Source organism: Achromobacter sp. Marseille-Q4962, from assembly GCF_943737005.1.
Taxonomy (GTDB): Bacteria; Pseudomonadota; Gammaproteobacteria; order Burkholderiales; family Burkholderiaceae_B; genus Achromobacter.
The window spans coordinates 14,208-39,648 of sequence record NZ_CALSFU010000004.1 but is presented as its reverse complement, the minus strand read 5'-3'; the positions used below and the strand labels follow the sequence as shown (position 1 = coordinate 39,648).

The following is a 25,441-nucleotide window of genomic DNA, read 5'->3' as shown; positions in this document are numbered from 1 at the left end:
CGGGACGCCATTTTTGTTTGGTGCAAAGAAAATGTCCGACAACGCCAAAGCGATACGCATCGATCTCTTCAGCCTGCGCTCCGCGCCGATGCGCGCCTTCCACCTGACCTGGATGGCCTTCTTCGTCTGTTTCTTCGCCTGGTTCGCCTGCGCGCCGCTGATGCCGGTCATCGCGCGCGAGTTCGGGCTCAGCGCGGGGCAGGTCGCCGACATCAACATCGCATCGGTCGCGGCCACCATCGTCATACGCCTGATCGTCGGGCCCCTGTGCGACCGCTACGGCCCGCGCCGCGTCTACGCGGGGCTGATGGCGCTGGGCGCGATTCCGGTGCTGGCGCTGGCGTTCTCGCACGACTACCTCACGCTGCTGCTGTGCCGGCTGGGCATCGGCGCGGTGGGAGCGAGCTTCGTCATCACGCAATACCACACCTCGGTCATGTTCGCGCCCAACGTAGTGGGCACCGCCAACGCTGCCAGCGCGGGCTGGGGCAACGCGGGCGCCGGCGCGGCGCAGGCCCTGGTGCCGCTGCTGTTCGCGGCCGCCATGGCGCTGGGCCTGGGCGAATCGTCCGCATGGCGCGCCGCGCTGGTCGTGCCGGCCATTGCGATGCTGGCCATGGCCGTCCTGTACTGGCGCTACACCCAGGACTGCCCCCAGGGCGATTTCCTGGACCTGCGCCGGCGGGGCGTCGAGGTGGAGGGCGGCAAGAAGGGCGGCTGGTCGAGCTTTGCCGCCGCCTGCTCCAACTACCGCGTGTGGATGCTGTTCGTCACCTACGGCGCGTGCTTCGGCGTGGAGCTGTTCATTCACAACATCGCGGCGCTGTACTACGTCGACCATTTCAAGCTCTCGCTGCGGGAAGCCGGCATGGCGGCCGGCGTCTTCGGGCTGCTGGCGCTCTTTGCCCGCGCGCTGGGAGGCTGGCTGTCGGATCGCGCGGCAAGCCGCCGGGGGCTCGGCGTGCGGTCCACGCTGCTGTTCGTCCTGATCCTGGGCGAGGGACTGGGCCTGCTGTGGTTCGCGCACGCCGGCACGGCTGCCGTCGCCATCGTGGCGATGGTCGTCTTCGGCCTGTTCACCCACATGGCCTGCGGCGCGACCTATGCGCTGGTGCCCTTCGTCGACCGCAAGGCGCTGGGAGGCGTGGCCGGCATCGTCGGCGCGGGCGGCAACGTGGGCGCGGTGGCGGCCGGCTTTCTCATGAAGGGCATGGGCGACGTGCAGCAGACGGTGACCCTGCTGGGCCTGTTCGTGACCGCATCGGCGCTGTGCGCCATCGCCGTGCGCTTCAGCGCCGAGCACCAGGCCGGCGAGGCCCTGCTGCGCGAGCGCGCGCTGGCCGCGGGCGGGCGCCCATGACGGACGGCAAGGTCAGGACCGCCTGCCCATACTGCGGCGTGGGCTGCGGCATGGTGCTGCACGTCGAGGATGGCAAGGTCGTCAAGGTGTCCGGCGACGCGGAGCACCCCGTGAACGCGGGCCGCCTGTGCACCAAGGGGCTGTCCGCGCACGTGCCGCTGCGCGGTCCGGGCCGGCTGGACCGCGCCTGCGCGCGCCAGGCGCGCGGGCGCGATCCCGTGCCCCTGCCCATGGCCGAGGCCATCGCGCGGACCGCGCGCGGCCTGCGCGCCGTGATGGACGAGCACGGGCCCGAGGCGGTGTCGTTCTACGTGTCCGGCCAGATGTCGCTGGAGGCCCAGTATCTCGCCAACAAGCTCGCGAAAGGCTACATCCGCACGCCCCACATCGAATCCAACTCGCGGCTGTGCATGGCCAGCGCCGGCAGCGGCTACAAGCTGTCCCTGGGGGCGGACGGTCCGCCCGGCTCGTACGAGGATTTCGACCGGGCCGACCTGTTCTTCGTGTCGGGCGCGAACATGGCGGACTGCCATCCGATCCTGTTCCTGCGCATGCTGGACCGGATCAAGGCCGGCGCCCGGCTCATCGTGGTGGATCCGCGCCGCACCGCCACGGCGGAAAAAGCGCATCTTTTCCTGCAGATCCGTCCCGGCACGGATCTCGCGCTGCTCAACGGCCTGCTCTACCTGCTGGGCGAGAACGGCAAGCTGGACGAGGCGTTCATCGCGGCCCACACCGAAGGCTGGGAGCAGATGCCCGCCTTCCTGGCGGACTATGCGCCGCCGCGCGTGGCGCAGATCACGGGGCTGTCCGAGTCGGACATCCGCCTGGCGGCGCGCTGGATCGGCGAGACGCCGAACTGGATGAGCTGCTGGACCATGGGGTTGAACCAGAGCACGCACGGCACGTGGAACACCAATGCCCTGTGCAACCTGCACTTGGCCACGGGCAGCATCTGCCGGCCCGGCAGCGGGCCGTTCTCGCTGACGGGGCAGCCCAATGCCATGGGCGGGCGCGAGATGGGCTACATGGGGCCCGGGCTGCCCGGCCAGCGCAGCGCGCTGTCGGAGGCCGACCGCCGCTTCGTGGAGGCGGTCTGGCGCCTGCCCGAAGGCGCCCTGCGGACCTCGGGCGGGCAAGGCGCCATCGACATGTTCTCGCGCATGGCGGACGGCGAAATCAAGGCCTGCTGGATCATCTGCACCAACCCCGTGGCGACGCTGCCCAACCGCGCGCGGGCGGCGGCCGGGCTGGCCGCGGCCGAGCTGGTGATCGTGCAGGACGCCTTTCTCGACACCGAAACCGCCCGCCATGCCGACATCCTGCTGCCGGGCGCGCTGTGGGCCGAGGCACAGGGCGTAATGATCAACTCCGAGCGCAACCTCACGCTCATAAGGCAGGCCGTCGAACCGCCCGGCGAAGCCATGCCCGACTGGCGCATCATTGCGGAAGTGGCGCGCGAAATGGGCTTCGGCGACGCGTTCGATTATGCCGGCGCGCAGGATGTGTTCGAGGAGATCAGGCGGTTCTGGAATCCGCAGACCGGCTATGACCTGCGCGGCGCCAGCTATCGCGCGCTGGAACAGGCGCCCATGCAGTGGCCCTGTCCGCCCGGCGCCCAGCCGGGCGCGCGCAGCCCGGTCCGCTACGTCGGCGACGCCGCCAGCCGGCCCGGGGCCACCTCTGCCAGGACGGGCCCGGTATTCCCCACGCCCAGCGGACGGGCCGTGTTCCACGCCCGTCCGCATGCGGAGCCCGCCGAGCTGCCGACGTCGGAATATCCCATGGCGCTCAACACGGGACGGCTGCAGCATCAGTGGCACACCATGACCAAGACCGGCAAGGTGCCGACCCTGAACAAGCTGAATCCCGCGCCTTTCGTCGAGATCCATCCCGAGGATGCGGCCGCGCTGGGCATCGCGGCGGGCGACGGCGTCGAGATCCGCTCGCGCCGTGGCCGCGCCGTATTGCCGGCCAGCATTACCGACCGCGTCCGGCCGGGCTGCTGCTTCGCGCCCATGCACTGGAACGACGCCTTCGGCGACGAGCTCTGCATCAACGCCGTCACCAGCGATGCGGTCGACGCCGTATCGCTGCAGCCCGAACTCAAATTCTGCGCCGTCGCGCTGCGCCGCGTCGCCGGCGCGCCGCAAATCCGCGGCAGCCTGCCCGAACCCTCCGCAGCCGGCAAGCCGGCCGAGCAAACCGCCATGCCCCCACTCGACATTCTTGCCAGCCGGTTCGGCGCGGTTGCCGAACCGCAGTTAACCGACGCGGAGCGCGCCTACCTGTCCGGTTTCTTTGGCGGCCTGCGCATGAATCCCCCCGACCCGGGCGGTCACGTGCCCGCCCTGCCCGGCGACGCACCGTTTTCCGGCGCCGCGCGGCTCTGGCTGAACGGCTTGCTCGCCGGCCTGTACAGCCGCGCCGGCGCCCCACGCGAAGCGGGCGAGGGCGCGGCCCCCAGGCCCGCGGCGGCGGAACCGCGCGTGCTGCGGGCCCGTCCCAAAGTGCTGCTGCTGTGGGCGTCGCAGACCGGCAATGTCGAATCGCTGGTGGAGGCCTACGCCACGCAACTGATGCAGTCCGGCTTCGAAATCCGGGTCGCCGGCATGGCCGACTGCCGGCCCGCCGACCTGCCGCAGGCCCAATACGCGCTGTTCATGACGAGCACGTTCGGCGACGGCGACCCGCCCGACAACGGCCGCGACTTCTGGGCGGCGCTGAATGCGGACGAAGCCGCCCGGCTGGAAGGCATGCGCTACGCCGTGCTGGCGTTCGGCGACCGCAGCTACGACCAGTTCTGCGGCCACGGGCGCAGGCTGGATGCCCGGCTGGCCGAACTGGGCGCTGTGCGCCTGGCCGAGCGCGTCGACTGCGACGTCGAGTACCAGCCCGACGCGGACCGCTGGCTGGAACGCATGACCGCGCTCATCAAGCAGGCCGACGCCGCCCGGTACGCCGTGCCGGCCGATGGCACCGCGCCGGCCGGCGCCATCGCCACGCGCGCCCGGCCCGCGCCCGCGCGGCTGCTGCAGAACCGGCGCCTGAATCCGCCGGGCGCCGGTAAGGACACGCGTTTCGTGTCGCTGTCCGCCCAGGCCGCGGGCCTTGAGTACGAGTGCGGCGACGCGCTGGGCGTCTGGCCCAGCAATTGCCCCGAGCTGGTCGGCGAGGTGCTGCGGCTCACCGGGCTCGATGCCGACGCGCCGGTGACGCTGGGCGGACTGGGCGAACTGCGCCTGGCCGATGCCCTGGCGCGGCACCTGGACATCGCGCGGCCGCATGCCGACACCCTCGCCTTCATCGCGTCGCGCGACCGCGGCGGGACGCTTGCGGCGCTCCTGGCCGAGGACCGCAAGGCCGACCTGAAGCGCTGGCTGTGGGGACGCCAACTGGCCGACGTGCTGCACGAATGCCCGGTGCCGCTGTCGGCCCAGGAGCTGGCGGCCATGCTCAAGCGCATGCAGCCGCGCCTATATTCGATCGCTTCCAGCCCGGCCGCGCACGCCGGCGAAGTCCATCTGACCGTCTCGGCGTTGCGCTATCACAACGGTCGGCGCGAGCGCAAAGGCGTGGCCTCGACCTTTCTCGCCGACCGGGCGGACGAGGCGCCCGTGCCGGTGTTCGTGCAGCGTTCCGCCCATTTCCGCCTGCCCGCCGGCGGCGATACCCCGATCATCATGGTCGGCCCGGGTACGGGCGTCGCGCCGTTCCGGGGGTTTTTGCACGAACGGCGGGCGCGGGGCGCGCAAGGCCGGAACTGGCTGTTCTTCGGCGAGCGGCACCGGCATACCGACTTCTACTACCAGGAAGAGCTGTTGGCCATGCGCGCCGACGGCCTGCTTAGCGAGCTGGACCTGGCGTTCTCGCGCGACCAGCCGGACAAGGTCTATGTGCAGCACCGCATGCGCCAACGCGGCGCGCGGCTCTGGGCATGGCTGGAGGAAGGCGCGCATTTCTATGTCTGCGGCGACGCCGGCCGCATGGCCCGGGACGTCGATGCCGCCTTGCGCGCCATCGTGGCGGAGCACGGCGGGATGTCCGCCGGGCAGGCGGACGAGTACGTGGCCCGGCTGGTGAAAGACCGGCGCTACGTCCGCGACGTCTATTGAGCATGGCGCGTGTCGGGGGCGGGGCCTTCGCCGCCTGCTCCGTAAGGCCGATACCGCGGTTGGCGCAGCCTGCGTAACTTGCGGGAGACGCCTGGCGTTTTTCGGCTGCGCCGGGAGCGGCGATTTCACGGATTTTCGCTGGCTTCCGGCGGCACTGGTGCATGCCTGGAACAATGAAACCCGTCCCGTTTTTATTGTCGCGTCCGGTTACCTTGTTCCGGCATTTGCGGCGTTGCGCGGGTCTTGTCAGCGCCAGAATTATTTTCGATAATTGTTCTCATGTACATTTGCGTATGTAATGCCGTCACCGAACGCCAAGTCCGCGCCAGCGTGGACGCGGGCGCGTCGACGCTTTCCGACCTGCAATTCGAGCTGGGCGTAGCCACGTGCTGCGGCTGCTGCGCGGCCACGGCCGCCGAATATCTGCCGGGCGGCCGCTGCTCCAGCGTGTGCGACGTGCGCTCCATTGCCGTTCCGGTCAACACGCCGGCCGCTGTCGCGGATCCGGACGTACCCGCGGCCAACACTTTTCCTGTGCCGCTGGTGGCCGTCGCCTAAGGCTGAAATCCGGCGTACGGCTCTCGAGAGCCCGCTGTCCGAAGCTCGCCGCTTCGCACCGCAGGCCGTTCGGTTTCGCGGTTTCTCCGCGCCGTTCTTCTTGCGTTCTTCTTATTCTCCGAGCCGCTCTTCCTGTTTGGCGTCGTCCCGTCCCGCCGGACGTTCTTCTTGCCGGCCCGTTCACGCCAGGCCGTGACGCGCGGCGCATCGCCTGCGGCGTTCCGCCGATCGGTCGGGCCGTCTCCCGGTCCGGGTCAGCCGGCCTCCAGCGCTTCTTTTCCCACATGTTCTGCCGCGCCGCCTGCCAACGGGCCATCGGCGCGCGTCTTCATTTCGGTGTCGCAGAACTCGCCGATGCAGGCGGCAAGCTGGCGTGCCGGTTCACGCCCGCCCGGGGCCAGGCACAGGGCGAGTTCCGTGGGCGGCACCGGCGGCAGCAGGCCGTCCAGCACCTCGTGCGCCGGCAGCAGGCAGCGGCGCTCCAGCAGGGCCACGCCCAGCCCGCCCGCCAGCGCCGCCTGCAGGCCGATGAGGTTGGGGCTTTCGTAGGCGATGCGCCACCGGCGCCCCGCCCGTTCCAGGGCATGGATGGCGCGGTTGCGGTACACGCAGCCCTGCGGAAACGCCACCAGCGGCACGGGGTCGGCCGGCCCGGGGCGGCCCGTTTTGGCGCCGATCCAGTGCAGGCGCTCCGGCCATGACGCCAGCGCCTGCCCGCCGACCGCCGCGCCCGGTTCGCGCTTGAGCAGCGCCACGTCCAGGTCGCCGCGCTCCAGGCTGCGCGCGAGCGCGGTGCTGAGGTCGCAGCGCACCGACAAGCGCACGCCGGGGTGGCTGCGGGCGTAGCCGGAAACAATGGCGGTCAGGGTTTCGGGCGCGAAATCATCGGGTATGCCCAGGCGGATCACCTCCACGCGTTCGCGTCCCCCGATGGCTTCGCTTGCTTCCGTGGACAGCGCCAGCATGCGGCGCGCATAGCCCAGCAGCCGTTCGCCGTCTTCGGTCAGGCGGATTTGCCGGCCTTCGCGGACGAAGAGCGTGCATTCCAGCGCTTCTTCCAGCTTGCGGATCTGCTGGCTCACCGTGGACTGGCTGCGGTGCACCCGCTCGCCGGCCCGCGTAAAGCCGCCGGCATCCACCACCGAAACAAAGCTGTGCAGAAGGTCGAGATCGAGCATGGCGGTCTATCCATTGGAATTTCAAATACTTTTGATCCGAATAAAGAGTTTGTCAATGGATGGCGGCGCCCGCAGAATGGGCCCATTCATTGCCGCATCAAGGATCCGTCCATGAAACTCGCCTCGACCCTGCAGAGGCCGGCCGTCCCGTCTTCTGCCCCCGCCGCCGTGGCCTGGGCTCCCATCGCCGCCTTCTGCGTGCTCTGGAGCTCGGCCTTCGCCGCCGCGAAGATCGCGGTGCGCGACTGTCCGCCGCTGACGCTGCTGACCATCCGTTTTCTCGTTGCCGGCCTCATCATGCTGGCGCTGGCCGCGGCGCACGGCAAATGGCGGCCGCCGCCCCTGCGCGAAACCGCCGCCCTCGTCCTGCTCGGCGTGCTCAACAACGCGCTCTACCTGGGCCTGAGCTGGTCGGGCATGACCCGCGTTTCGTCGGCCTTCACGGCCGTGCTCATCAGCACCAACCCGCTGCTCATCGGCATGCTGGCCGGGCCCGTGCTGGGCGAACGGCTGGGCTGGCGCAAGCTGGCGGGACTCTGCCTGGGCCTGGCCGGCGTGGCCATGGTGCTGCGCTCGCGCCTGGGTGCCATGCAAGAAGACCTGCATGGCACCCTGCTCGTCGCGGGTGGGCTGGTCGCGCTGGTGGCGGGAACCCTGCTCTACAAACGGCTGAAGCCCGCCGCCGGCCTTTGGACCGCCACCGGCATCCAGTCGCTCGCGGGCGCGGCCGCGCTGCTGCCGTTCGCGCTGGCCTCCGAAAGCCTGGGCGACGCGCGCTTCACCGCCAGCCTGTTCTGGAGCATGGCCTACATGATCGTGGCGGTATCCATGGGCGGGTACTACCTGTGGTTCATGATCCTCGGCCGCGTGAGCGCCACGTCAGCAAGCGCATTGCACTTCCTGATGCCGCCGCTCGGCCTGCTGTTCGGGTGGGCCGTGCTGGGCGAGCCCGTGTCGCTGCTCGACATGCTGGGCATTGTGCCGATCGCGATGGGCATCTGGCTCGCGACCCGCGCCGCGCCGTGATCTTCGGGGTTGTGGATATGCAACGCGCGCATCCGCGCGGAATTTCCGCCAATTCGCCGCGCCGGCGCCCGTAAAAGAGGCCCGGCCGAACGCGTTTGCAGCCGCGTTTCGGGCAGGCGGCATCCGCGCAGGCCGCGACGCGCCGGCGCCGCCCATGCAAGCCATCACGCACGCATACTCATTCTCATTCGTTTGTCGCTTACTTATTGCGCTTGCAAAGACATTTACGAAATGCAGGCCGAGGCTAGTCGCCGGCCGTCGGCTGATGTTAGTCTGCGTTCGTTGCGTACGCGCGGCATCGTGCGCTCCTGCCGCGATGCGGTTCGCGTCGCGCCAGACTGCAAGGAGTTCATCATGAAAGGCGATAAAACCGTCATCCAGTATCTCAACAAACAACTGACCAACGAGTTGACGGCGATCAACCAGTACTTTCTGCATGCGCGCATGCTGAACCACTGGGGCTTCGACAAGCTGGGCAAGCACGAATACGAGGAATCCATCGGCGAAATGAAGCACGCCGACCGCCTCATCCAGCGCATCTTCATGCTGGATGGCCTGCCCAACCTGCAGGATCTGCACAAGCTGCTCATCGGCGAAGACGTGCCCGAACTGCTTGCCTGTGACCTGAAGCTCGAACAGGCCGCGCAAGCCACGGTGAAGGAAGCCATGGCGTACTGTGAATCGGTCCGAGATTACGTCTCGCGCGATCTGTTCCAGGACATCCTTGACGACACCGAAGAGCACATCGACTACCTGGAAACCCAGATCGACCTCATCGACAAGGTCGGCCTGCAGAACTACCTGCAAAGCCAGATGTCCACGTCCGAATAAGCGCGCCCCGCGCGCCGGCCGCAACCCGCCTGACGGCGGGTTTTTTTGTGCCTGGCCAAGGTCTCGGCGCGAACAGAAAGCGTTTGGCAACGAGTCTGCGATATAGAAAAAGCGCCCCGTGGGGCGATTGGGCAACGCGTTGATCGGTTTTCTTACGGCCGCGCCGGACACTCCGGCATGGTGCCCCAGGCCCGGTTGGGGGCACAGTACTTGTTGCGGGCATTCCAGGAGCAGCTCGGGCGTTCAAAGAAGCCCTGGTTGGCGCAGCGGGCCAGTTCCTGGCGCAGGGCGTCCTGCCAGCCGGGCGCGCCGGGCGCGGGCGAGGAGTTGGGGGGCGGCACGGCTTGCACGGCCTGGTTGCCATAGCCGCCGGCCTGCGTTTGCGGCGGCGGCATGGCGCCGCCGTTGACGGCGGCCGAGGTGCCCGGGGCTTGGAGGTCCAGCGTGGAGACGTCGGAAGGGCCCGAGGGCAGCGGCACCTGCGAGCTGGAGGCGATTTCGCGGGCCTGGTCCATGGTGATGCGCTCGCGCGAGATCTGCACGGAAGGGTCGCTCACGGTGTCGAACAGCGAGACGGTGTTGATCGTCCATTCGCGGTCGGCCGGACGGTCGGGCACGCCCAGCGTGCCGTCGACGCGGGGCTGGGGAGGCTGGGCCACGTAGGGCCGGCCGTTGGCGTCGAGCACCGGTTGTTGCGAGGCGGCCGCATCCTGGCCGGGAGCGGGAGCCGCCACGGGCGCGTGCGCCACCAGCCAGTCTCCCAGTTGAATCCCGCCCCAGGCCGACGCGCCGAGCGCGACCAGGAGCGTTGCGAACAATAAACGCCAAGACATTGCTACCCTCTTCTGCCGTGCGGAACCCCTACGGGTCTACGCTTTGTCTCCGAATACCTTGCCGCCATGCTCGCGCATGGCGTGGAACTTCACTTCGGGATACAGTTCCTCGGCTACGCGCAACTGCGCGGGGGAACCGATCAAAAACGCCGCCGCATCCACCACATCATAGGCGATATGGGCGGCATTGGCATCCATGAACTTGCGCAGGGCCTTGGGGTTATCGGAAGTAATCCAACGTGCCATTGTGTAGCGCGAAGGCATCATGCGCGCGTCCACGCCGTACTCGGTTTTCAGCCGGTGCGCCACCACTTCGAACTGGAGCTGGCCGACCGCGCCCAGCAGCAGCGAGCCGCCGGCGGCTTCCGGGCGGAACACCTGGATGGCCCCTTCCTCGCCCAACTGGGTGAGGCCGGTGCGCAGTTGCTTGGTGCGCAACGGATCTTTGACTTCCACGGCCTGGAAGAGTTCGGGCGCGAAGAAGGGCAGGCCCGTGAATTGCAGGTTCTCGCCTTCGGTGAGCACGTCGCCCAGTTGCAGGATGCCGTGGTTGGGAATGCCGATCACGTCGCCGGCATAGGCCTCGTCGAGCAGTTCGCGCCGCTGCGACAGGAACGACACCACGTTGTTGGGCCGGATTTCCTTGTTGGTGCGCGCCACCTTGAGCCGCATGCCGCGCTCGAAGCGGCCGGAGCTGACGCGCACGAAGGCCACGCGGTCGCGGTGGGCGGGGTCCATGTTGGCCTGCACCTTGAACACCACGCCGGTGAATTTCGGCTCTTCGGGCTGCACCACGCGCTGCAGGGCGGTGCGCGGGCCGGGCGGCGGGGCCTGCTCGACCAGCGCGTCCAGGACTTCCTGCACGCCGAAGTTGTTGATGGCCGAGCCGAAGAAGACCGGCGTCTGCCTGCCGGCGAGGAATTGCTCGCGGTCGAAGGCGGGGGCGGCTTCGTTGATGAGCTCGATCTCGCTGCTGGCCTGGTCGAAGGCCGCGCCGAAGCGCCGCCCGATCTCGGGATTGCCCAGCCCTTCGATGAATTCGTCGTTGTCGCTGCGGCGCTCCTGCCCGGGGCGGAACACGCGCATGCGGTCGCGGCGGATGTCGAACACGCCGCCGAAGGCCTTGCCCATGCCCACCGGCCAGGAGAAGGGCACCGCGTCCATGCCGAGGTGGCCCTCGATCTCGGACAGCAGGTCGAGCGGCTCGCGTACTTCGCGGTCCATCTTGTTGATGAACGTGATGATGGGCGTGTTGCGCGCGCGGCAGACCTGCAGCAGGCGGATGGTCTGGGGTTCCACGCCGTTGGCGGCGTCGATCACCATGAGGGCGGCGTCCACCGCCGTCAGGACGCGGTAGGTGTCTTCCGAGAAGTCCTGGTGGCCCGGGGTGTCGAGCAGGTTGATGACGCAGTCGCGATATTCCATCTGCATGACCGAGGAGGCCACGGAAATGCCGCGCTGCTTTTCGATTTCCATCCAGTCGGAGGAGGCGTGGCGCGAGGCCTTGCGGGCTTTCACGCTGCCGGCGATCTGGATGGCGCCCGCGAACAGCAGCAGCTTTTCGGTCAGCGTGGTCTTGCCGGCGTCGGGGTGGGAAATGATGGCGAACGTCCGGCGCCGCGCTACTTCTTGAGGAATATTCATGGTCGAGGATTTTACAGACGCCGGTTTGCGCCCCGGCGCGGCGGCGCCCGGTCAGGCGTGGCGGCGGAAGGTGGCCAGGAAGACGCCGGCCAGGATGAACAGCGAGCCGAAGGTGCGGTTCATCCAGCGGATGTGCCGGGCGCTGCGCAGCAGCCTCAGCACGCGCGCGGCCAGCAGGGTGTAGACGCCCATGGCCACCAGGTCGGTGAAGGCCAGCGTGCCCGCCAGGGCCGCGTATTGCGGCACCAGGGGCAATGAGGTGTCCACGAACTGCGGCACCACCGCCAGCAGGAAGACCGTGCCCTTGGGGTTCATGGTGTTGATGAGAAAGCCGCGCACCACCAGCTCGCGGATGGACGCCTGCCTGGGATCTCCCGCGTCCACCGCCACCGGGGCGGCGTCGGTGCGGATCTGGCGCACGCCCAGGTAGATGAGGTAGGCCACGCCCAGGTACTTCACCACGTTGAAGGCGATTTCCGAGGTGGCCAGCACGGCCCCCAGCCCCACCGCCACCACCAGGAACTGGAACAGGATGCCCATGATGAGGCCCGCCGTGTTCCAGTAGCCTCGCGCGAAACCGTATTTCAGGCCGGAGGACATGGCCGAGATGGCGCCTGCGCCGGGCGAGAACGAAATCGCCCAGGAGGCCACGAAAAAGGTCAACCAGGTGGAGAGAGGCATGGTGGAACTCCGCGTTCGGGATACGGGGAATCTACTTGCTCAGCAATGCCGCGCGCGGGGCTCCCCGGCGTTGGCCGCTTTCGGCGCGGCGGGGAGCCTGGCGCGGCGACTCGGCGCGGGCCGGCCGTTCGCCGGAGGCGGGGCGCTCGCCTTCGCGCACGCCGTGGCGGGCTTCGCCGGCCGGCCGGGCCAGGCCCGGCTTGGGGCCGGCCGCGGCGCGCGCCGGGGGCGCAGCCGGACGGGCGCGGCGTTCGCCGCTCCGGCCATTGCGGTGGCCGCGCGGTTGGCGGTTGTCTTCGTCGCGTTCCTGGCGCTCGAACGCGGCGGCGCTGGTGGCGGGCGGCGTCCAGCCCTCGACCGGCTTGCGTTCGATGGTCTTCTTGATGAGACGCTCGATGTCGCGCAGCAGCTTGATTTCGCTGCTGTCGACCAGCGACACCGCGGCGCCCGTGGCGCCCGCGCGGCCGGTGCGGCCGATGCGGTGCACATAGTCTTCGGGCACGTTGGGCAGTTCGAAGTTCACCACCTGGGGCAGCTGGTCGATGTCCAGGCCGCGCGCGGCGATGTCGGTGGCCACGAGCACGGTGACCGAGCCGTCTTTGAAGCCGGACAGGGCGCGCGTGCGCGCCGACTGGCTCTTGTTGCCGTGGATGGCGGCGGCGGTCAGGCCGTCCTTGACCAGCTTCTCGGCCAGGCGGTTGGCGCCGTGCTTGGTGCGGGTGAACACCAGCACCTGGTGCCAGCCGCTTTCGCGGATGATGTGGCTGATGAGGTCGCGCTTGTGGTGTTGTTCGACCAGGTGCACGGTCTGCGTCACCAGTTCGGTGGCGGTGTTGCGCGGCGTCACCGAGACTTCGCCCGGGTTGTTGAGCACGCCATGCGCCAGGGCACGGATCTCGTCGGAGAAAGTGGCGGAAAACAGCAGGTTCTGGCGCTGCTTGGGTAGCAGCGCCAGAATCTTGCGGATGTCGCGGATGAAGCCCATGTCGAGCATGCGGTCGGCTTCGTCCAGCACCAGGATTTCCACGGCCGACAGGTCCACCGTCTTCTGGCCGCAGTGATCCAGCAGGCGGCCGGGCGTGGCCACCAGGATGTCCACCGGCTTTTTCAGCGCCGCGATCTGCGGATTGATGTTGACCCCGCCGAACATCACCATGGAGCTCAGGCGGGTGTGCTTGCCGTAGGTCTGCACCGATTCGGCCACCTGGGCGGTGAGCTCGCGGGTGGGGGTGAGGATCAGGCAGCGCGGCGCCCCGGGCTTGCGGGCGGCCGGCTTGCGGGCCTGCAGCAGGTGCAGGATGGGCAGGGTGAAGCCCGCGGTCTTGCCGGTGCCGGTCTGGGCGGCGGCAAGCAGGTCGCCGCCCTTGAGCACCAGCGGGATGGCCTGGGCCTGGATGGGGGTGGGAGCGGTGTAGCCGGTTTCGGCAATGGCGCGCAACAGGGAATCAGCCAGCCCGAGGTCGGCGAAAGAAATAGACGTAGTCAAAACAACTCCAGCGGCAGCCCGTCGCTCAAGTTGAGTGACTCCAATCCAGGCATACGAACAAGGAGAAAAGGGAAGCGCCCGTACGGGCGTGGCTAGGCGGCGAAAGGCCTGCGGACGTGTGCAGATTGGCGAAGCACACGGCGGGATTGTAGCTGATGTGGGATGGCGTCATTCAGAAAAATCCGACGGACCGTATAAATATGTAGCAGATTGCTGTATCTCTCAACGAAATCAGAGTTTTCCCGGAGAATCGCTACCTATAATCCCGCGCTCCGGGATCTGAAACATTTCTGTTCTATAGGTGGGTTATGAAAAAGGCGGCAATAGCGGGCGTAATCGTGGTGCTCGGGGCGGTCTGGACCGGCACGGCCTGGTACACCGGCAAGAAGGCCGAGGAATTCGTCCGACAGGCTATCGCCGACGGCAACGTCCAGCTGCAGAAGGCCAGCGAGGGGTGGGGCGTGCAGCCGGTCATCGAGCTGCTTTCGTTCGAGCGCGGCGTGTTTTCCTCCACGGAACGCTACCAGGTGACGTTCTCCCTGCCCGCCGGAGACGGCAAGCCGGCCCGCGAAGAAGCGCTGCAGTTCGTCGAACACCTGGATCACGGCCCCTTCCCGCTCTCCAGCCTGAAGTCGGGCAATCTGGCGCCGGTCTTGGTGGCCAGCCGCTTCCAGCTCGAGGAAACTCCCTTCGTCAAGGCGTGGTTCGCCGCCAGCAAGGGCGACGCGCCCGTGGCGGGCAACTACACCGTGAGCTACGGCCGCCAGGTGGAGGGCGATTTCGCCATCGCCCCGGCGTCGTACTCGAAAGACCAGAACTCGGTGGCGTTCTCCGGCCTGAAGGGCCAGGTGAGCCACACCATGGCCACCAAGCACACCGTGCTCAAGCTGCAGAGCGACAGCCTGTCGATGGCCTCGCCTTCGCCCGAGGACGGCGGCGTGGTCACCATGGACATGAAGGGCCTCACGCTGGACAGCGACGTCACGCCCGGCGCGCAAGACCTGTTCCTGGGCAAGCAGAAGCTGACGCTCCAGGACTGGACCCTGTCGTCCGCCGGCCAGCCGCCGATGCGTTTCAAGGACACGGTGATCGGCGTCGACATGGCCGAGAGCGACAAGGGCCTGGCCGGCGACGTGTCGGTGGATTTCGGCATGATCCGCGTGCAGGACAAGGACGTGGCCGGCATGCGCCTGGCGCTGGCGTCCAGGAACCTCGACCCCAAGGCGCTCAAGTCGCTCAACAGCACCTATGAGCAGGCCTCGCGCCGCGCGCTGGCCCAGGGCGCCGACCTCCACGAAGCGCCGGACTTCACGCCCGAGGAAAGCGCCGCCATGAAGGCCGCGCTGGCGCAGCTGCTGGCCGGCAACCCCACGCTGTCGCTTTCGCCGCTGGAACTGCGCACCGCCAACGGCACGTCCACCTTCGCCGTGGACACCCAGCTCGGCGCGGCCCCGAACCTGGACGATCCGCTGCCGGACGTGCTGATGCAGGTCATCCACAAGCTGGACGCGAAGCTGGTGCTGTCCAAGGCCAATATGGCCGACCTGCTGTCCACGCAGGCCCAGCTGCAGGGCGTGCCGGCCGAGCGCGCGCTCAGCACCGCCAAGGGCCAGGCCGAGATGCTGGGCACCATGGCCGGCGCCATGGGCGTGGCCAAGCTCGAAAACGACAACATCGTATCCACGCTCAGCTACGCCGACGGCCAGGTGGACTTCAACGGCAAGAAAATGCCGGTGGAGCAGTTCCTCATGATGGCGTTGAGCGGCGCCGCGGCCGGCGGCCGCTGAGGAAGGCGGCGGGGGCGGCCCCCATGCCAGGGCGCTCCACGCCGGGCCGGCCCGTTCAGGCCGGCAGCTCGCCGGCGGCCAGTTCGCCGCCGCGCAGCACCGCCACGTGAAAGCGCTTGTCGGCCGCTTTCATGATGTCTTCGGCGGGGTCGCCCTGCACCAGCAGCAGGTCGGCGTGGTTGCCTTCGGCCACCGACCCGTGTCCGTCCAGTCCCATCAGGTCGTGCGCACGCGAGGTTCCCGCGATGAGGGCATCCACCGGCGTCATGCCGAACTCCACCATGTACGCCAGCTCCATGGCGTTCTCGCCGTGCAGGTTGAACGGCGTGCCCGCGTCGGTGCCCAGCGCGATGCGGCCGCCCGCCCGGTAGTACATCTGGAAGGACTCGCGGTGGCGCTGTTCCACCGCGCGCGCCTTTTCCACCGCGTAGGCCGGGATGCCGTTGTCGGCGTTGGCGATGATGTTGCGCACCGCCGCGATGGTGGGCACCAGGTAGGTCTGGCTTTCCAGCATCTCGCGCAGACAGGCGTCGTCCATGAAGATGCCGTGCTCGATGGAATCGATGCCGGCGCGCACCGCGTTGAGGATACCCTCGGTGCCCTGCGCATGGCTGGCCGTGCTCTTGCGAAAGCGCTTGGCTTCGTGCACGCCGGCCTTCATTTCCTCGAAGCTGTAATGGGCGTCCATGGGGTTCACGCCCGGCGTCATGACCCCGCCCGTGGCCATGATCTTCACCAGATCGCAGCCGGCGTGCACCTGTTCGCGCACGGCCTTCACCACGTCGTCGCAGCCGTCGGCCACACGGCCGATGCGGTTGCCGTGGCCGCCCGTCATGCAGATGATGCGGCCGGAGGCGCGGATGGTGGGGCCGGGAAAGACGCCGCGCGCGATGGCGTCGCGCACGCCGAATTCCAGGTAGTCCTTGCCGCCGCAGTCGCGCACCGCGGTAATGCCGCCGCGCAGCGCCGCCTGCGCGTTCTCCAGCGCGGTGAGCGTGATCTGCGCCGGGCCCTGCTTGTTCATCTGCGCGTGCGGGTCGGCCGCGCCGGTGTAGACCAGGTGCACGTGGCAGTCGCCCAGGCTGGGCATGAGCGTCATGCCGGCCGTGTCGACCTTGCGGCCTGCGTAGCCGGAGAATTCCGCGGCCGGCGCCACACGCGCGATGCGCCCGCCGTCCACCAGCACCCCATGGCCCGGCAGGGTGCGGCCCAGTCCGTCGAATACCTTGCCGCCCACGAAGAGAATCCGTTGCTCGCGCTTCATGTTCCGCTCCTTTCAGTGTGTTCCACTTCCAGTCCCTCGCGGGACATGGCCTGCAGCCGCGGCATCAGGCCGAGCAGGTGCCGGCTGTAGGCGTGCTGGGGCCGCTCGAACAGGTCTTCGGTGGCGGCGACCTCCAGCAGCTCGCCATGGCGCATCACGCCCACCCTGTCGCACATCTGCCGTATCACGGGCAGGTCATGGCTGATGAAAAGCATGGTCAGGCCGAGTTGCTCCTGCAGGTCTTTCAGCAGGTTCAGGATCTGCGCCTGGATGGAGACGTCCAGCGCCGAGGTGGGCTCGTCGCAGATGAGGAAGCGCGGCCGCGTGGCCAGCGCGCGCGCAATGCAGATGCGCTGGCGCTGCCCGCCCGAGAATTCGTGCGGATAGCGTTCGGCGGCGCGCCCGCCCAGGCCCACGACGTCCAGCAGGTCGGCGACCACCTGCCGCGTCTCGGCGTCGGTGGCGCACAGCCGGTGGAAACGGATCGGTTCGGCCACGATGTCCAGCACGCGCATGCGCGGATTCAGCGACGAGAACGGATCCTGGAAGATCATCTGGATCTGCCGGCGGAAGGGGTTGAGCTGCTTCTCGCCCTTGAGCGCCGTGAGCTCGGCTGCGCCGAACGACACGCTGCCGCCGGTCGGCGTGTACAGGCCGGAGATCAGGCGGGCCACGGTGGACTTGCCCGAACCGGATTCGCCCACCAGGCCGAACACCTCGCCCTCGCCGATGTCGAAGCTGACGCGCTTGACCGCGTCCAGCGCGCGCTCGTTGCGCTTGAAGAACGCGCTCTTGAGCACGAAGCGCATGCTCAGGTCGCGCACCTGCAGCAGCGGCCCGCCGCTGGAGGCGCCGAAGTCGCGCCGCCGGCCCAGCCAGTGGGTGGAGATGTCCAGCGTGCGTGCGGGCTCGCGGGCGTCCTCGATGTAGGTCACCAGCGGAAACCGCTTGAGCTTGATGTCGGGGCGCGGCACTGCCGAGATCAGGCTGCGGGTGTAGGGATGGTCGGGGTTGCCCAGGATCTTGGCGGTGGGGCCCTGCTCCACCAGCTTGCCGCGGTAGAGCACGGCGACGCGGTCGGTCACGTCGGCGATCACGCCCATGTCGTGCGTGATGATGATCATGCCCACCTGTTCTTCGCGGCACAGGCGGCGCAGCAGGTCGAGGATCTGCGCCTGGATGGAGACGTCCAGCGCCGTGGTGGGCTCGTCGGCGATGATGACCTCGGGCTCGCAGCACAGCGCCAGCGCGATCACGACCCGCTGGCGCATGCCGCCGGAGAACTGGTGCGGATACTGCTTGACGCGCAGCTCCGGGTTGTCGATGCCGACCTGCGTCAGCAATTGCACGGCGCGCTTGCGGGCCTCGGCCGGGGAAAGGCGCAGGTGCGCCTGCATGGTCTCGACGAGCTGGCTTTCCACCGTCTGCAGCGGATCGAGCGAGGTGAGCGGATCCTGGAAGATCATGCCGATGCGGCGTCCGCGCACTTTGCGCTTCTGCGCGTCGTCCAGCGCGTCGATGCGCTCGCCGTCCAGCCTTACCTGGCCGCCCGCCAGCCGGCCGGGAGACTCCAGCAGCCCGATCACGGCATTGCCGATGGTGGACTTGCCGGCGCCGGACTCGCCCACCACACCCAGGATCTCGCCTTTTTCCAGGGCCAGGGACACGCCGTCCACCGCCACCAGCGTGCCGCGCCGGCTGGGGAACTCGATGCGGATGTCGTCTATGTTGAGCAGGGCCATGGCTTCCTCAGCGCAGCTTGGGGTTGAGCGCGTCGCGCAGCCAGTCGCCCAGCAGGTTCACCGACAGCACCAGCGCCACCAGCGCGATGCCGGGAAAGATCGAGATCCACCACATACCCGAGAACAGATAGCTGTTGCCGATGCGGATCAGCGTGCCCAGCGACGGCGCGGTGGGCGGCACGCCCACGCCGAGGAAGGACAGCGTGGCCTCGGTGATGATGGCGACGGCCAGGTGGATGGTGGCGATGACCAGCACCGGCCCCATGACGTTGGGCAAAATGTGGCGGCGCAGGATGGTGAAGGGGCCGATGCCGATGAGCCGGGCCGCCTGCACGTATTCCTTGTTGCGCTCCACCAGCGTGGAGCCGCGCACCGTGCGCGCGTACTGCACCCAGCCGGAAATGCCGATGGCGAAAATGAGCACGTAGAGGGCCAGCTCGTCATGCATGTCGCGCGGCAGGATGCCGCGCGCCACGCCGTCGATCAGCAGGGCCACGAGAATGGCCGGGAACGAAAGCTGCACGTCCGCCACGCGCATGATGAAGCTGTCCAGGCGGCCGCCCGCATAGCCGCTGACGAGGCCCAGCGACACTCCCAGCACCATGGAGAAGAGCACCGACGCGAAGCCCACCAGCAGCGACACGCGCGAGCCATACAGCACCGCGGAAAGAATGTCGCGTCCCTGGTCGTCGGTGCCGAGCAGGAAGTCCGGGCTGCCGCCTTCTTCCCACGAGGGCGGCGTATTGGCGTCCATGATGTTCAGGGAGGCCAGGTCGAAGGGGTTGTGCGGCGCGACCACGGGCGCGAACACCGCGCCCAGGACGATGGCCAGCGTGACGATGGCGGCGATGACGGCGCCGGGCGTGCGCTTGAAGCTGTGCCACAGGTCGCTGTCGGCGGCGCGCGCGAAAAACGGGGCGATGCGGGTGTTCATGGGGAGTCCTTTGCCGTCCGGCCTATTTGCTCTGCACGCGCAGCCGCGGATCGACGGCGAAGTACAGGAGGTCCACGATCAGGTTGATGACCACGAACATGAACGCGATGAGCACCAGGTAGGCCGCCATTACGGGAATGTCCACCATGCTCACCGCCTGGATGAAGAGCAGCCCCATGCCGGGCCACTGGAATACGGTTTCGGTGATGATGGCGAAGGCGATGATGGAGCCGAGCTGCAGCCCCGTGATGGTGATGACCGGCACCATGGTGTTCTTGAGCGCATGGCGGAAATTGATGAGCCGCTCGGGCAGGCCCCGCGCGCGCGCGAACTTGATGAAATCCGCCCGCAGCACTTCCAGCATTTCGGCGCGCACCAGCCGCATGATGAGCGTCATCTGGAAAAGCGCCAGCGTGATGGCCGGCATGATGAGCGCGAGCAGCCCCGACTTGGTGAGCAGCCCGGTGGTCCACCAGCCCAGGCTGACCACGTCGCCGCGCCCGAAGCTGGGCAGCCAGCGCAGCTGCACGCCGAAAAAGAGGATGAGCAGGATGCCGATGAGAAAGGTCGGCAGCGAAATCCCGGCCAGCGACAGCGCCATGAAGGCCTTGGACAGCACGCCGCGCCGCCTGAGCGCGGTGTAGATGCCCATGGGAATGCCCAGCGCCAGCGCCATCACGGCCGAGACGATGGAAAGCTCCAGCGTGGCGGGCAGGCGTTCTTCGATGAGCTCGCTCACGGGACGGCGATGGCGGTACGAAATGCCGAAATCGCCGCGCGCGGCGTTCGCCACGAAATGCGCGTACTGCACCACGAACGGGTCGTTCAAGCCGAGCTGCTCGCGCAATTGTTCGCGCTGCTCGGGCGTGGTGTCCTGGCCCACCATGCTCGCGACGGGGTCGCCCACGTAGCGGAACATGGAAAAGGCAATGAGCGCCACGGTCAGCATGACGAGCAGCGCCTGGAACAGCCGGTTGGCAATGAAGGAAAGCATATGCGGGTGCCCTCTCAAGAAAACACCGGGACGCCCCAAGTTTTCTTGCCTCCCGCGGGAGGCGCGACCGGCGCCGCGTCGGGGGCGCCGTTCCCAGGCCGGACGGGGGCCGGCGGAAAACCGGCGCGGGCGGCGGGCCCGCGCCGGGCGAGGCATGCCGCTAGGGCATGACGACGTTGCGCAGGTCGAGCACGTCGTCGGCGCGCTGGATGACCTGGATGCCTTCCTTCACGCCCCAGGACATGGGCTGCTGGTGCAGCGGCAGGTAGCCGTAGTCCGCGCGCACGATGCCGAAGGCTTCCTTGATCATCTCGTTGCGCTTGGCCTGGTCGGTTTCCACGCCGATCTTGGCGGTGAGCTCGTCGACCTTCTTGTTGCAATAGCCGCCCAGGTTGAACTGCCCGGCCGCGGTCTTGGCGTCGCGGCAGGCGGCGAGGTTCAGGAGCGAGTTGTGCGCGTCGGTGGAGCTCGGCGTCCATCCCAGCATGTACATGCTGGTCTGGTTGCCCGCCTGCAGCAGGATCTTGCCGAAGTACTTGGACTTGGTCTGCGCGAGCAGGTTGATCTTGATGCCCACGCGGGCCAGCATGCCGGCCACGGCCTGGCAGACCTTCTCGTCGTTGACGTAGCGGTCGTTGGGGCAGTCCATGGTGACGGAGAAGCCCTTCGGATAGCCGGCCTCGGCAAGAAGCTTCTTGGCGCGGGCGGGATCGGGCTTGTAGGGCTCGCCGAAGGACGGATCATAGCCGTTGATGGACGTGGCGATCAGCGAGCCCAGCGGCTTGGCCGCGCCGCGCATGATCTTCTCGTTGATGGCCTTGGTGTCCACCGCCAGCACCACCGCCTCGCGCACCTTGGGGTCCTTGAAGGGATTCTTGCCCTTGACGTCCGAGAACAGCAGTTCGTCGCGGCTCTGGTCCATGCCGATGAAGATGGCGCGCGCCTCGGGCGCGGTCAGGGGCTTGACGCCCTTGGCGTCTTCCAGCCGCTTCCAATCCTGCACGGGCACGGGCTGCACCACATCCATTTCGCCGGAGATCAGCGCGGCCACGCGGGTGGCTTCCTGCGTGATGGGCTGGAAGATCACCTCATCGATGTTGGTCTTGATGTTCTTGTCCCAGTAGCCGTCGAAGCGCTTGAGCACCGTCTTTACGTCGGGCTGGCGCTCCACCAGCATGAACGGGCCCGTGCCGTTGGCGTGCAGGTTGGCGTAGTTGCCCTGGTTGTCGCCCTTGACGTTGGTGGCCTCGGTGGTGTTGTGCTTCTCGGACCACGATTTGCTCATGATGTAGAGAAACACCCATTCGCGCGGCAGGATGGGGTTGGGCGTGGGGGTGGTGACCTCGATGGTGTAGTCGTCGATCTTCTTGATGTCCGAGGCCTTGGCGCCGTAGCCCTTCATGTCGGAGCCGGGCGTGAGGCTGCGCTTCCAGGAGAAGATGACGTCGTCCGCGGTGAAGGGGGAGCCGTCGTGGAACTTCACGCCCTTGCGCAGCTTGAAGACCCATTTCGTGGGCTCGGGGTTTTCCCAGCTTTCGGCCAGCAGCGGCACCAGCTTGAGGTTGCCGTCGTAGCCGGCGAGCGTTTCGTAGATGTTGCCCTGGAAACCCAGCGTGAAGGTTTCGTTCAGGGCCATGGGGTCCATGGACGTGGCATCGCCCTGATAGGACCAGTGAAAGGTCTTGGCCGCCGCCGCGCCGCTGAATGCCAGCGAGGCGGCCAGCGTTGCCGCCAGCGCCGCTTGTTTGAAGAATCGGGTAGTACGCATAGCCCTGTGCTCCATGATGCGCGGATGCGCGCGACAGAAGTGGATAGGGCCCGGGCCCCTGTTTGGAGCCGGGGCATGGCATTGCTGCTTACGACGAAAAGCGGACAGGGGCACGGCGCGGCATGCGCGCGGCGATACAAAAAACGGCTTCGCAGGACTTCGACTTCACGATAGACCCAACCCCTTTTGACGAGCATGGCGGGCAATGCCCGCCAGCGCAGAACGAATCTTATAGAGCCATTCGTTTAAGCGTCAATTGGTTTGGATTGGGGTTAGTACGGGGGGAGATGCCGGCCGAAGCGGGTGCGGACGCGGCCCGCGATGCGCATGTGCGCGGATTCAGGCGGCGTGCGGCGCGTCGGCCGCGAGCGCGCGCGCCAGCTCGGCGGCCACCTGCTTGCGCCGCTCGCTGTCTTCGTAATGGCCGCCCAGCGCCGACCATTCCGGCCGGCTGCGCGCCTCCTTGAGTGCATCGGGCAGCGGTCCGGCGCGCCAGGCGTCGTCGTCGGGATGCGCCGGTTCCAGCGGCTCGCGCGCCGCGTGGCCGCGGCGTTCCAGCGCTTCGATGAGATGGCGCTGGCGCAGCGCCAGCAGGCGCAGCACCGGATCGTCCACGCTGATTTCGCGCCAGCCGCGCAGCTTGCCCGCCACGCGCCTGCCCAGTTTTTCCACGCCCTGCCACAGGCCGCCCGCAGCCGCGCCGATCAGCATGCCGGTGCCCAGGCTCAGGCCCGCGCTCAGCAGGTCGACCGCCGCGCCGGCCATGGCGCCGGCGGCCGCGCCCACGCCCACCTGCACGCCCATGTCCTTGAGCGCCTGGGGATGGAACAGGTCCATGCTCCAGCGCTCGCCGGCAAGCGGCAGCGTGTCGGCATGAAAATCGGATGGGCGGAAGTTGTAGAGCGCCAGCAAGGCATCGACGCAGCCCTGTTCGCGCTGCCGCACCTGGTTGCGCAGCGTCTGCGATGCGCGCGCGAGCGCCGCTTCGTCGCTCGGGCTGGAAAGACGCAGGGCCGCTACGTCGATGAGCATGTCCGCCAGCAATTCGTAAGCCGCATCGCGGCGTTCGCGGCGCTGGCGCGCAAGATGGCCGGCCAGCGCCGCCAGCGTGGCCGCGTGCCGGTCCAGCAGCACGGCCAGCCGCGCATAGAGCTGCTGCTCGCCGTCGAGCGGGGGCGCCACGGTATCGAACTCCACCACGGCATGCAGCCCGAGGCGGCCCAGCGCGTCCCGCCACTGCGCGGCGCGATGCGAGGGCGCGTTGACGAAGTTGAGCACGGGCAGCAGGGGGCGGCCGCAGGCGGCGAGAATGGCGAGCTCGTCGCGGTGCTTGCCCAGCACGGGATCGCGCGCGTCCACCACGTACAGGCCCGCGTCGCATTCGAGCATCTTGCGCAGCACGCGCGCTTCCTGTTCGTAGCGGCCATGGGCTTCGGGCGTGTCCAGGAAGCGGGCGATGCGGGCGGGGCCGTCCAGCCGCTCGCCGGGCGCGTCCAGTTTTTCCAGGTATTCCAGCAGCGCGATGCTGTCTTCCATGCCCGGCGTATCGAACCACTCCAGCACGGGGCGGCCTTCCAGGCGCAGGCGCGCGCCTTCCACGTGCCGCGTGGTGCCGGGGCTGTCGGCGACTTCGCCGAAGCGGGTATCGCGCGTGAGCGTGCGCAGCAGCGAGGTCTTGCCGGTGTTGGTGTGCCCCACCACCGCGATGCGGATCAGGTCTTCAGCCATGGCCGCGCTCCAGCCAGCGCAGCGCGGGCGCGCCGGCGCCGAAGACGGCTTCGGGCGCCAGGCCCAGCGCGGCCAGGCGCTCGCGCCATAGCGGCGCCCGGGTGTCCCCGCCGGCGTCCGCATCGTCTCCCGGCAGCAGCCATATGCCGGTCTGGCCCGCGTGCGCGGCCAGGTCGGCGACCAGGGCCAGGGCGCCGCGGTCGGGAGTCTGCCGGGCGTCGCAGGCCAGCAGCAGGCGCGCCGGCGGAGTGGCCGCCAGGGCGTCCAGCAGCGCGTTGCGCTCTTCGCGCGTGTCCAGGCGGCCGGCCAGCGTTACGCCGGCGGGCAGGGCGGCCGGCGGCCAGTCCAGGTCGGGCGGCAGCTCCAGTCCGGCGAGCACCGGCCCGCCCGCCAGGTCCGCGCGCGCGAGCGGCCTCAGACGGGGTTCGTGCAGCGGATCGGCCGGCCGGTCGATGCCGGTGGACTGCACGGCCGGGTCCAGCCGGTCGCGCAGCGTGGAAAAGCCCGGCAGGGCGGGGTCGATTTCCAGGCGGCGCAGGGCGCGCGCGGCGGCGACGGCGCAGCCCAGGAAAGCCAGCAGGCGCGGCGCGATGCCGTATACCGCCAGTGCGCCGATCAGCCAGATGGACCATTGCACCTGGGCTTCGGGCGGCAGCGCCTGCAGGCCGTCGCTGGCGCGCACGACCTCGGCCGACGGAAGGGGAAAGCCCAGCTGGGCGGGCAGCCAGCCGATAGTCCGCGTGATCCGGACGAAGCTGTCGGGCGACAGCAGGGTGGTGGCCCAGATGAAACGGTAGCTGGCGGTGGAGAGCACGACCAGCAGGGTGCACAGCGCCGCCGTCAGGCCGCACAGCCACAGCCCGTGGCTGACCGCGCCCAGCACCCAGCGCAGCGCGCCGGCGCGGGCCAGCAGATTCAGGAAGGCCTGCGGCACCAGTGCGTGGTCGGGGCCGCGCGCCAGCTTGCGGGTCGCCCACAGCCAGAAGCGGCCCAGGCCGGTGGCCGCGGCCGGCCGCAGCAGGAAGCTGGCGATCCAGAGCAGAAAGGTGAGGCCGTGCAGGCCGAGCAGCGCGCCGGCCGCCCACAGCGCGTTGACGGGCCGCGACCCGTTGCCCAGCGCGCCCAGCGCGATGCCGATGCCCGAGAGGACGGCGGCCAGACCCAGCGCGGCCAGGATGGCCAGGGCGCTGCGGCGCCAGCCCTGCACCAGGGCGGCGAGGTTCTCGCGCCGCGCCAGCAGCAGTGCGCGCAGTAGGATCCGTCCGCGCAGGTCGGCCGCTCCCAGGCGCGCCTGGCGCGTGGCCTGGGCGTCTTCGAGCGGCCCCCAATGCGTTTCGCGCAGGCGGACGAGTTCGGCCATCCAGTGCGCCTGCAGCCGGCCCGGCGGATGGCGGGCGGCGGAGTCCGGGGTCGTCGGCGTGATGGAGTCTTGCGGCATCGCGTCGGGAAGGGGCGCATCGGCGTTGAGGGGCCCTGGGGCGCGAAGCGCGGCGCCGCGCGGGGAATGCGCCA

General features: G+C 68.7%; 18 protein-coding genes. 6 read left to right on the top strand and 12 right to left on the bottom strand.

Annotation, left to right across the window (positions count from 1 at the left end; translation table 11 throughout):
• Nucleotides 1–31: 31 nt before the first annotated feature.
• The 3 genes from NGJ44_RS04315 to NGJ44_RS04305 all read left to right on the top strand — a co-directional run bounded on the left by NGJ44_RS04315 (nt 32) and on the right by NGJ44_RS04305 (nt 6,033).
• Entirely contained in the window at nt 32–1,360 is a 1,329-nt protein-coding gene (locus NGJ44_RS04315; RefSeq protein ID WP_251863198.1) for an MFS transporter, read from the top strand.
• A complete protein-coding gene (locus tag NGJ44_RS04310; protein WP_251863197.1) occupies nt 1,357–5,475 on the top strand; it encodes a bifunctional nitrate reductase/sulfite reductase flavoprotein subunit alpha in 4,119 nt (1,372 codons plus the stop codon). Before NGJ44_RS04315 ends, NGJ44_RS04310 begins: the two co-directional genes overlap by 4 nt.
• A 279-nt stretch (nt 5,476–5,754) precedes the next feature.
• Complete coding sequence (locus NGJ44_RS04305; protein WP_053245789.1) at nt 5,755–6,033, top strand: (2Fe-2S)-binding protein; 279 nt, start codon at nt 5,755–5,757, stop codon at nt 6,031–6,033.
• 254 nt (nt 6,034–6,287) lie between these two features.
• Here NGJ44_RS04305 and NGJ44_RS04300 read toward each other — a convergent pair whose 3' ends face one another.
• The gene (locus NGJ44_RS04300; protein WP_251863196.1) at nt 6,288–7,211 is read right to left on the bottom strand and encodes a LysR substrate-binding domain-containing protein; all 924 of its coding nucleotides are present in this window, start codon (nt 7,209–7,211) and stop codon (nt 6,288–6,290) included.
• 111 nt (nt 7,212–7,322) lie between these two features.
• Here NGJ44_RS04300 and NGJ44_RS04295 point away from each other — a divergent pair, with 111 nt between their 5' ends.
• Together NGJ44_RS04295 and bfr are read left to right on the top strand one after the other, a co-directional pair.
• Nucleotides 7,323–8,237, top strand: coding sequence for a DMT family transporter (locus NGJ44_RS04295; RefSeq protein ID WP_251863195.1), 915 nt, complete (start codon nt 7,323–7,325; stop codon nt 8,235–8,237).
• A 354-nt stretch (nt 8,238–8,591) separates the two neighbouring features.
• A complete protein-coding gene (gene bfr / locus NGJ44_RS04290) occupies nt 8,592–9,068 on the top strand; it encodes a bacterioferritin (protein ID WP_053245793.1) in 477 nt (158 codons plus the stop codon).
• Between the two features lie 152 nt (nt 9,069–9,220).
• On the opposite strand, the gene NGJ44_RS04285 is transcribed toward bfr, so the two are convergent.
• The 4 genes from NGJ44_RS04285 to NGJ44_RS04270 are packed head-to-tail and all read right to left on the bottom strand — an operon-like array spanning nt 9,221 to nt 13,712.
• On the bottom strand, nt 9,221–9,901 hold the full coding sequence (locus NGJ44_RS04285) for a hypothetical protein (protein ID WP_251863194.1): 681 nt from the start codon (nt 9,899–9,901) through the stop codon (nt 9,221–9,223).
• A gap of 36 nt (nt 9,902–9,937) precedes the next feature.
• Nucleotides 9,938–11,545, bottom strand: coding sequence for a peptide chain release factor 3 (locus NGJ44_RS04280; protein ID WP_053245788.1), 1,608 nt, complete (start codon nt 11,543–11,545; stop codon nt 9,938–9,940).
• A 51-nt stretch (nt 11,546–11,596) separates the two neighbouring features.
• Nucleotides 11,597–12,226: a LysE family translocator gene (locus tag NGJ44_RS04275; protein WP_053245787.1), complete on the bottom strand. Its 630-nt coding sequence runs from the start codon at nt 12,224–12,226 to the stop codon at nt 11,597–11,599.
• 31 nt (nt 12,227–12,257) lie between these two features.
• Complete coding sequence (locus tag NGJ44_RS04270; RefSeq protein WP_251863193.1) at nt 12,258–13,712, bottom strand: DEAD/DEAH box helicase; 1,455 nt, start codon at nt 13,710–13,712, stop codon at nt 12,258–12,260.
• Between the two features lie 308 nt (nt 13,713–14,020).
• Here NGJ44_RS04270 and NGJ44_RS04265 point away from each other — a divergent pair, with 308 nt between their 5' ends.
• Complete coding sequence (locus NGJ44_RS04265; protein ID WP_053244790.1) at nt 14,021–15,499, top strand: YdgA family protein; 1,479 nt, start codon at nt 14,021–14,023, stop codon at nt 15,497–15,499.
• Between the two features lie 55 nt (nt 15,500–15,554).
• On the opposite strand, the gene NGJ44_RS04260 is transcribed toward NGJ44_RS04265, so the two are convergent.
• The 7 genes from NGJ44_RS04260 to NGJ44_RS04230 form a co-directional block, all read right to left on the bottom strand.
• On the bottom strand, nt 15,555–16,763 hold the full coding sequence (locus NGJ44_RS04260; RefSeq protein WP_251863192.1) for a metal-dependent hydrolase family protein: 1,209 nt from the start codon (nt 16,761–16,763) through the stop codon (nt 15,555–15,557).
• Entirely contained in the window at nt 16,760–18,505 is a 1,746-nt protein-coding gene (locus NGJ44_RS04255) for an ABC transporter ATP-binding protein (RefSeq protein ID WP_053244792.1), read from the bottom strand. The genes NGJ44_RS04260 and NGJ44_RS04255 overlap by 4 nt, the downstream gene beginning before the upstream one ends.
• Nucleotides 18,506–18,512: 7 nt before the next feature.
• The gene (locus tag NGJ44_RS04250) at nt 18,513–19,439 is read right to left on the bottom strand and encodes an ABC transporter permease (RefSeq protein ID WP_251863191.1); all 927 of its coding nucleotides are present in this window, start codon (nt 19,437–19,439) and stop codon (nt 18,513–18,515) included.
• Nucleotides 19,440–19,461: 22 nt separating this feature from the next.
• Nucleotides 19,462–20,433: an ABC transporter permease gene (locus tag NGJ44_RS04245; protein WP_053244793.1), complete on the bottom strand. Its 972-nt coding sequence runs from the start codon at nt 20,431–20,433 to the stop codon at nt 19,462–19,464.
• 160 nt (nt 20,434–20,593) lie between these two features.
• Nucleotides 20,594–22,201, bottom strand: a complete 1,608-nt coding sequence (locus NGJ44_RS04240; protein WP_053244794.1) for an ABC transporter substrate-binding protein — start codon at nt 22,199–22,201, stop codon at nt 20,594–20,596.
• Nucleotides 22,202–22,540: 339 nt separating this feature from the next.
• Complete coding sequence (locus NGJ44_RS04235) at nt 22,541–23,929, bottom strand: GTPase/DUF3482 domain-containing protein (RefSeq protein WP_251863190.1); 1,389 nt, start codon at nt 23,927–23,929, stop codon at nt 22,541–22,543.
• A complete protein-coding gene (locus NGJ44_RS04230) occupies nt 23,922–25,367 on the bottom strand; it encodes a DUF2868 domain-containing protein (protein ID WP_502802104.1) in 1,446 nt (481 codons plus the stop codon). Before NGJ44_RS04230 ends, NGJ44_RS04235 begins: the two co-directional genes overlap by 8 nt.
• Nucleotides 25,368–25,441: the final 74 nt, after the last annotated feature.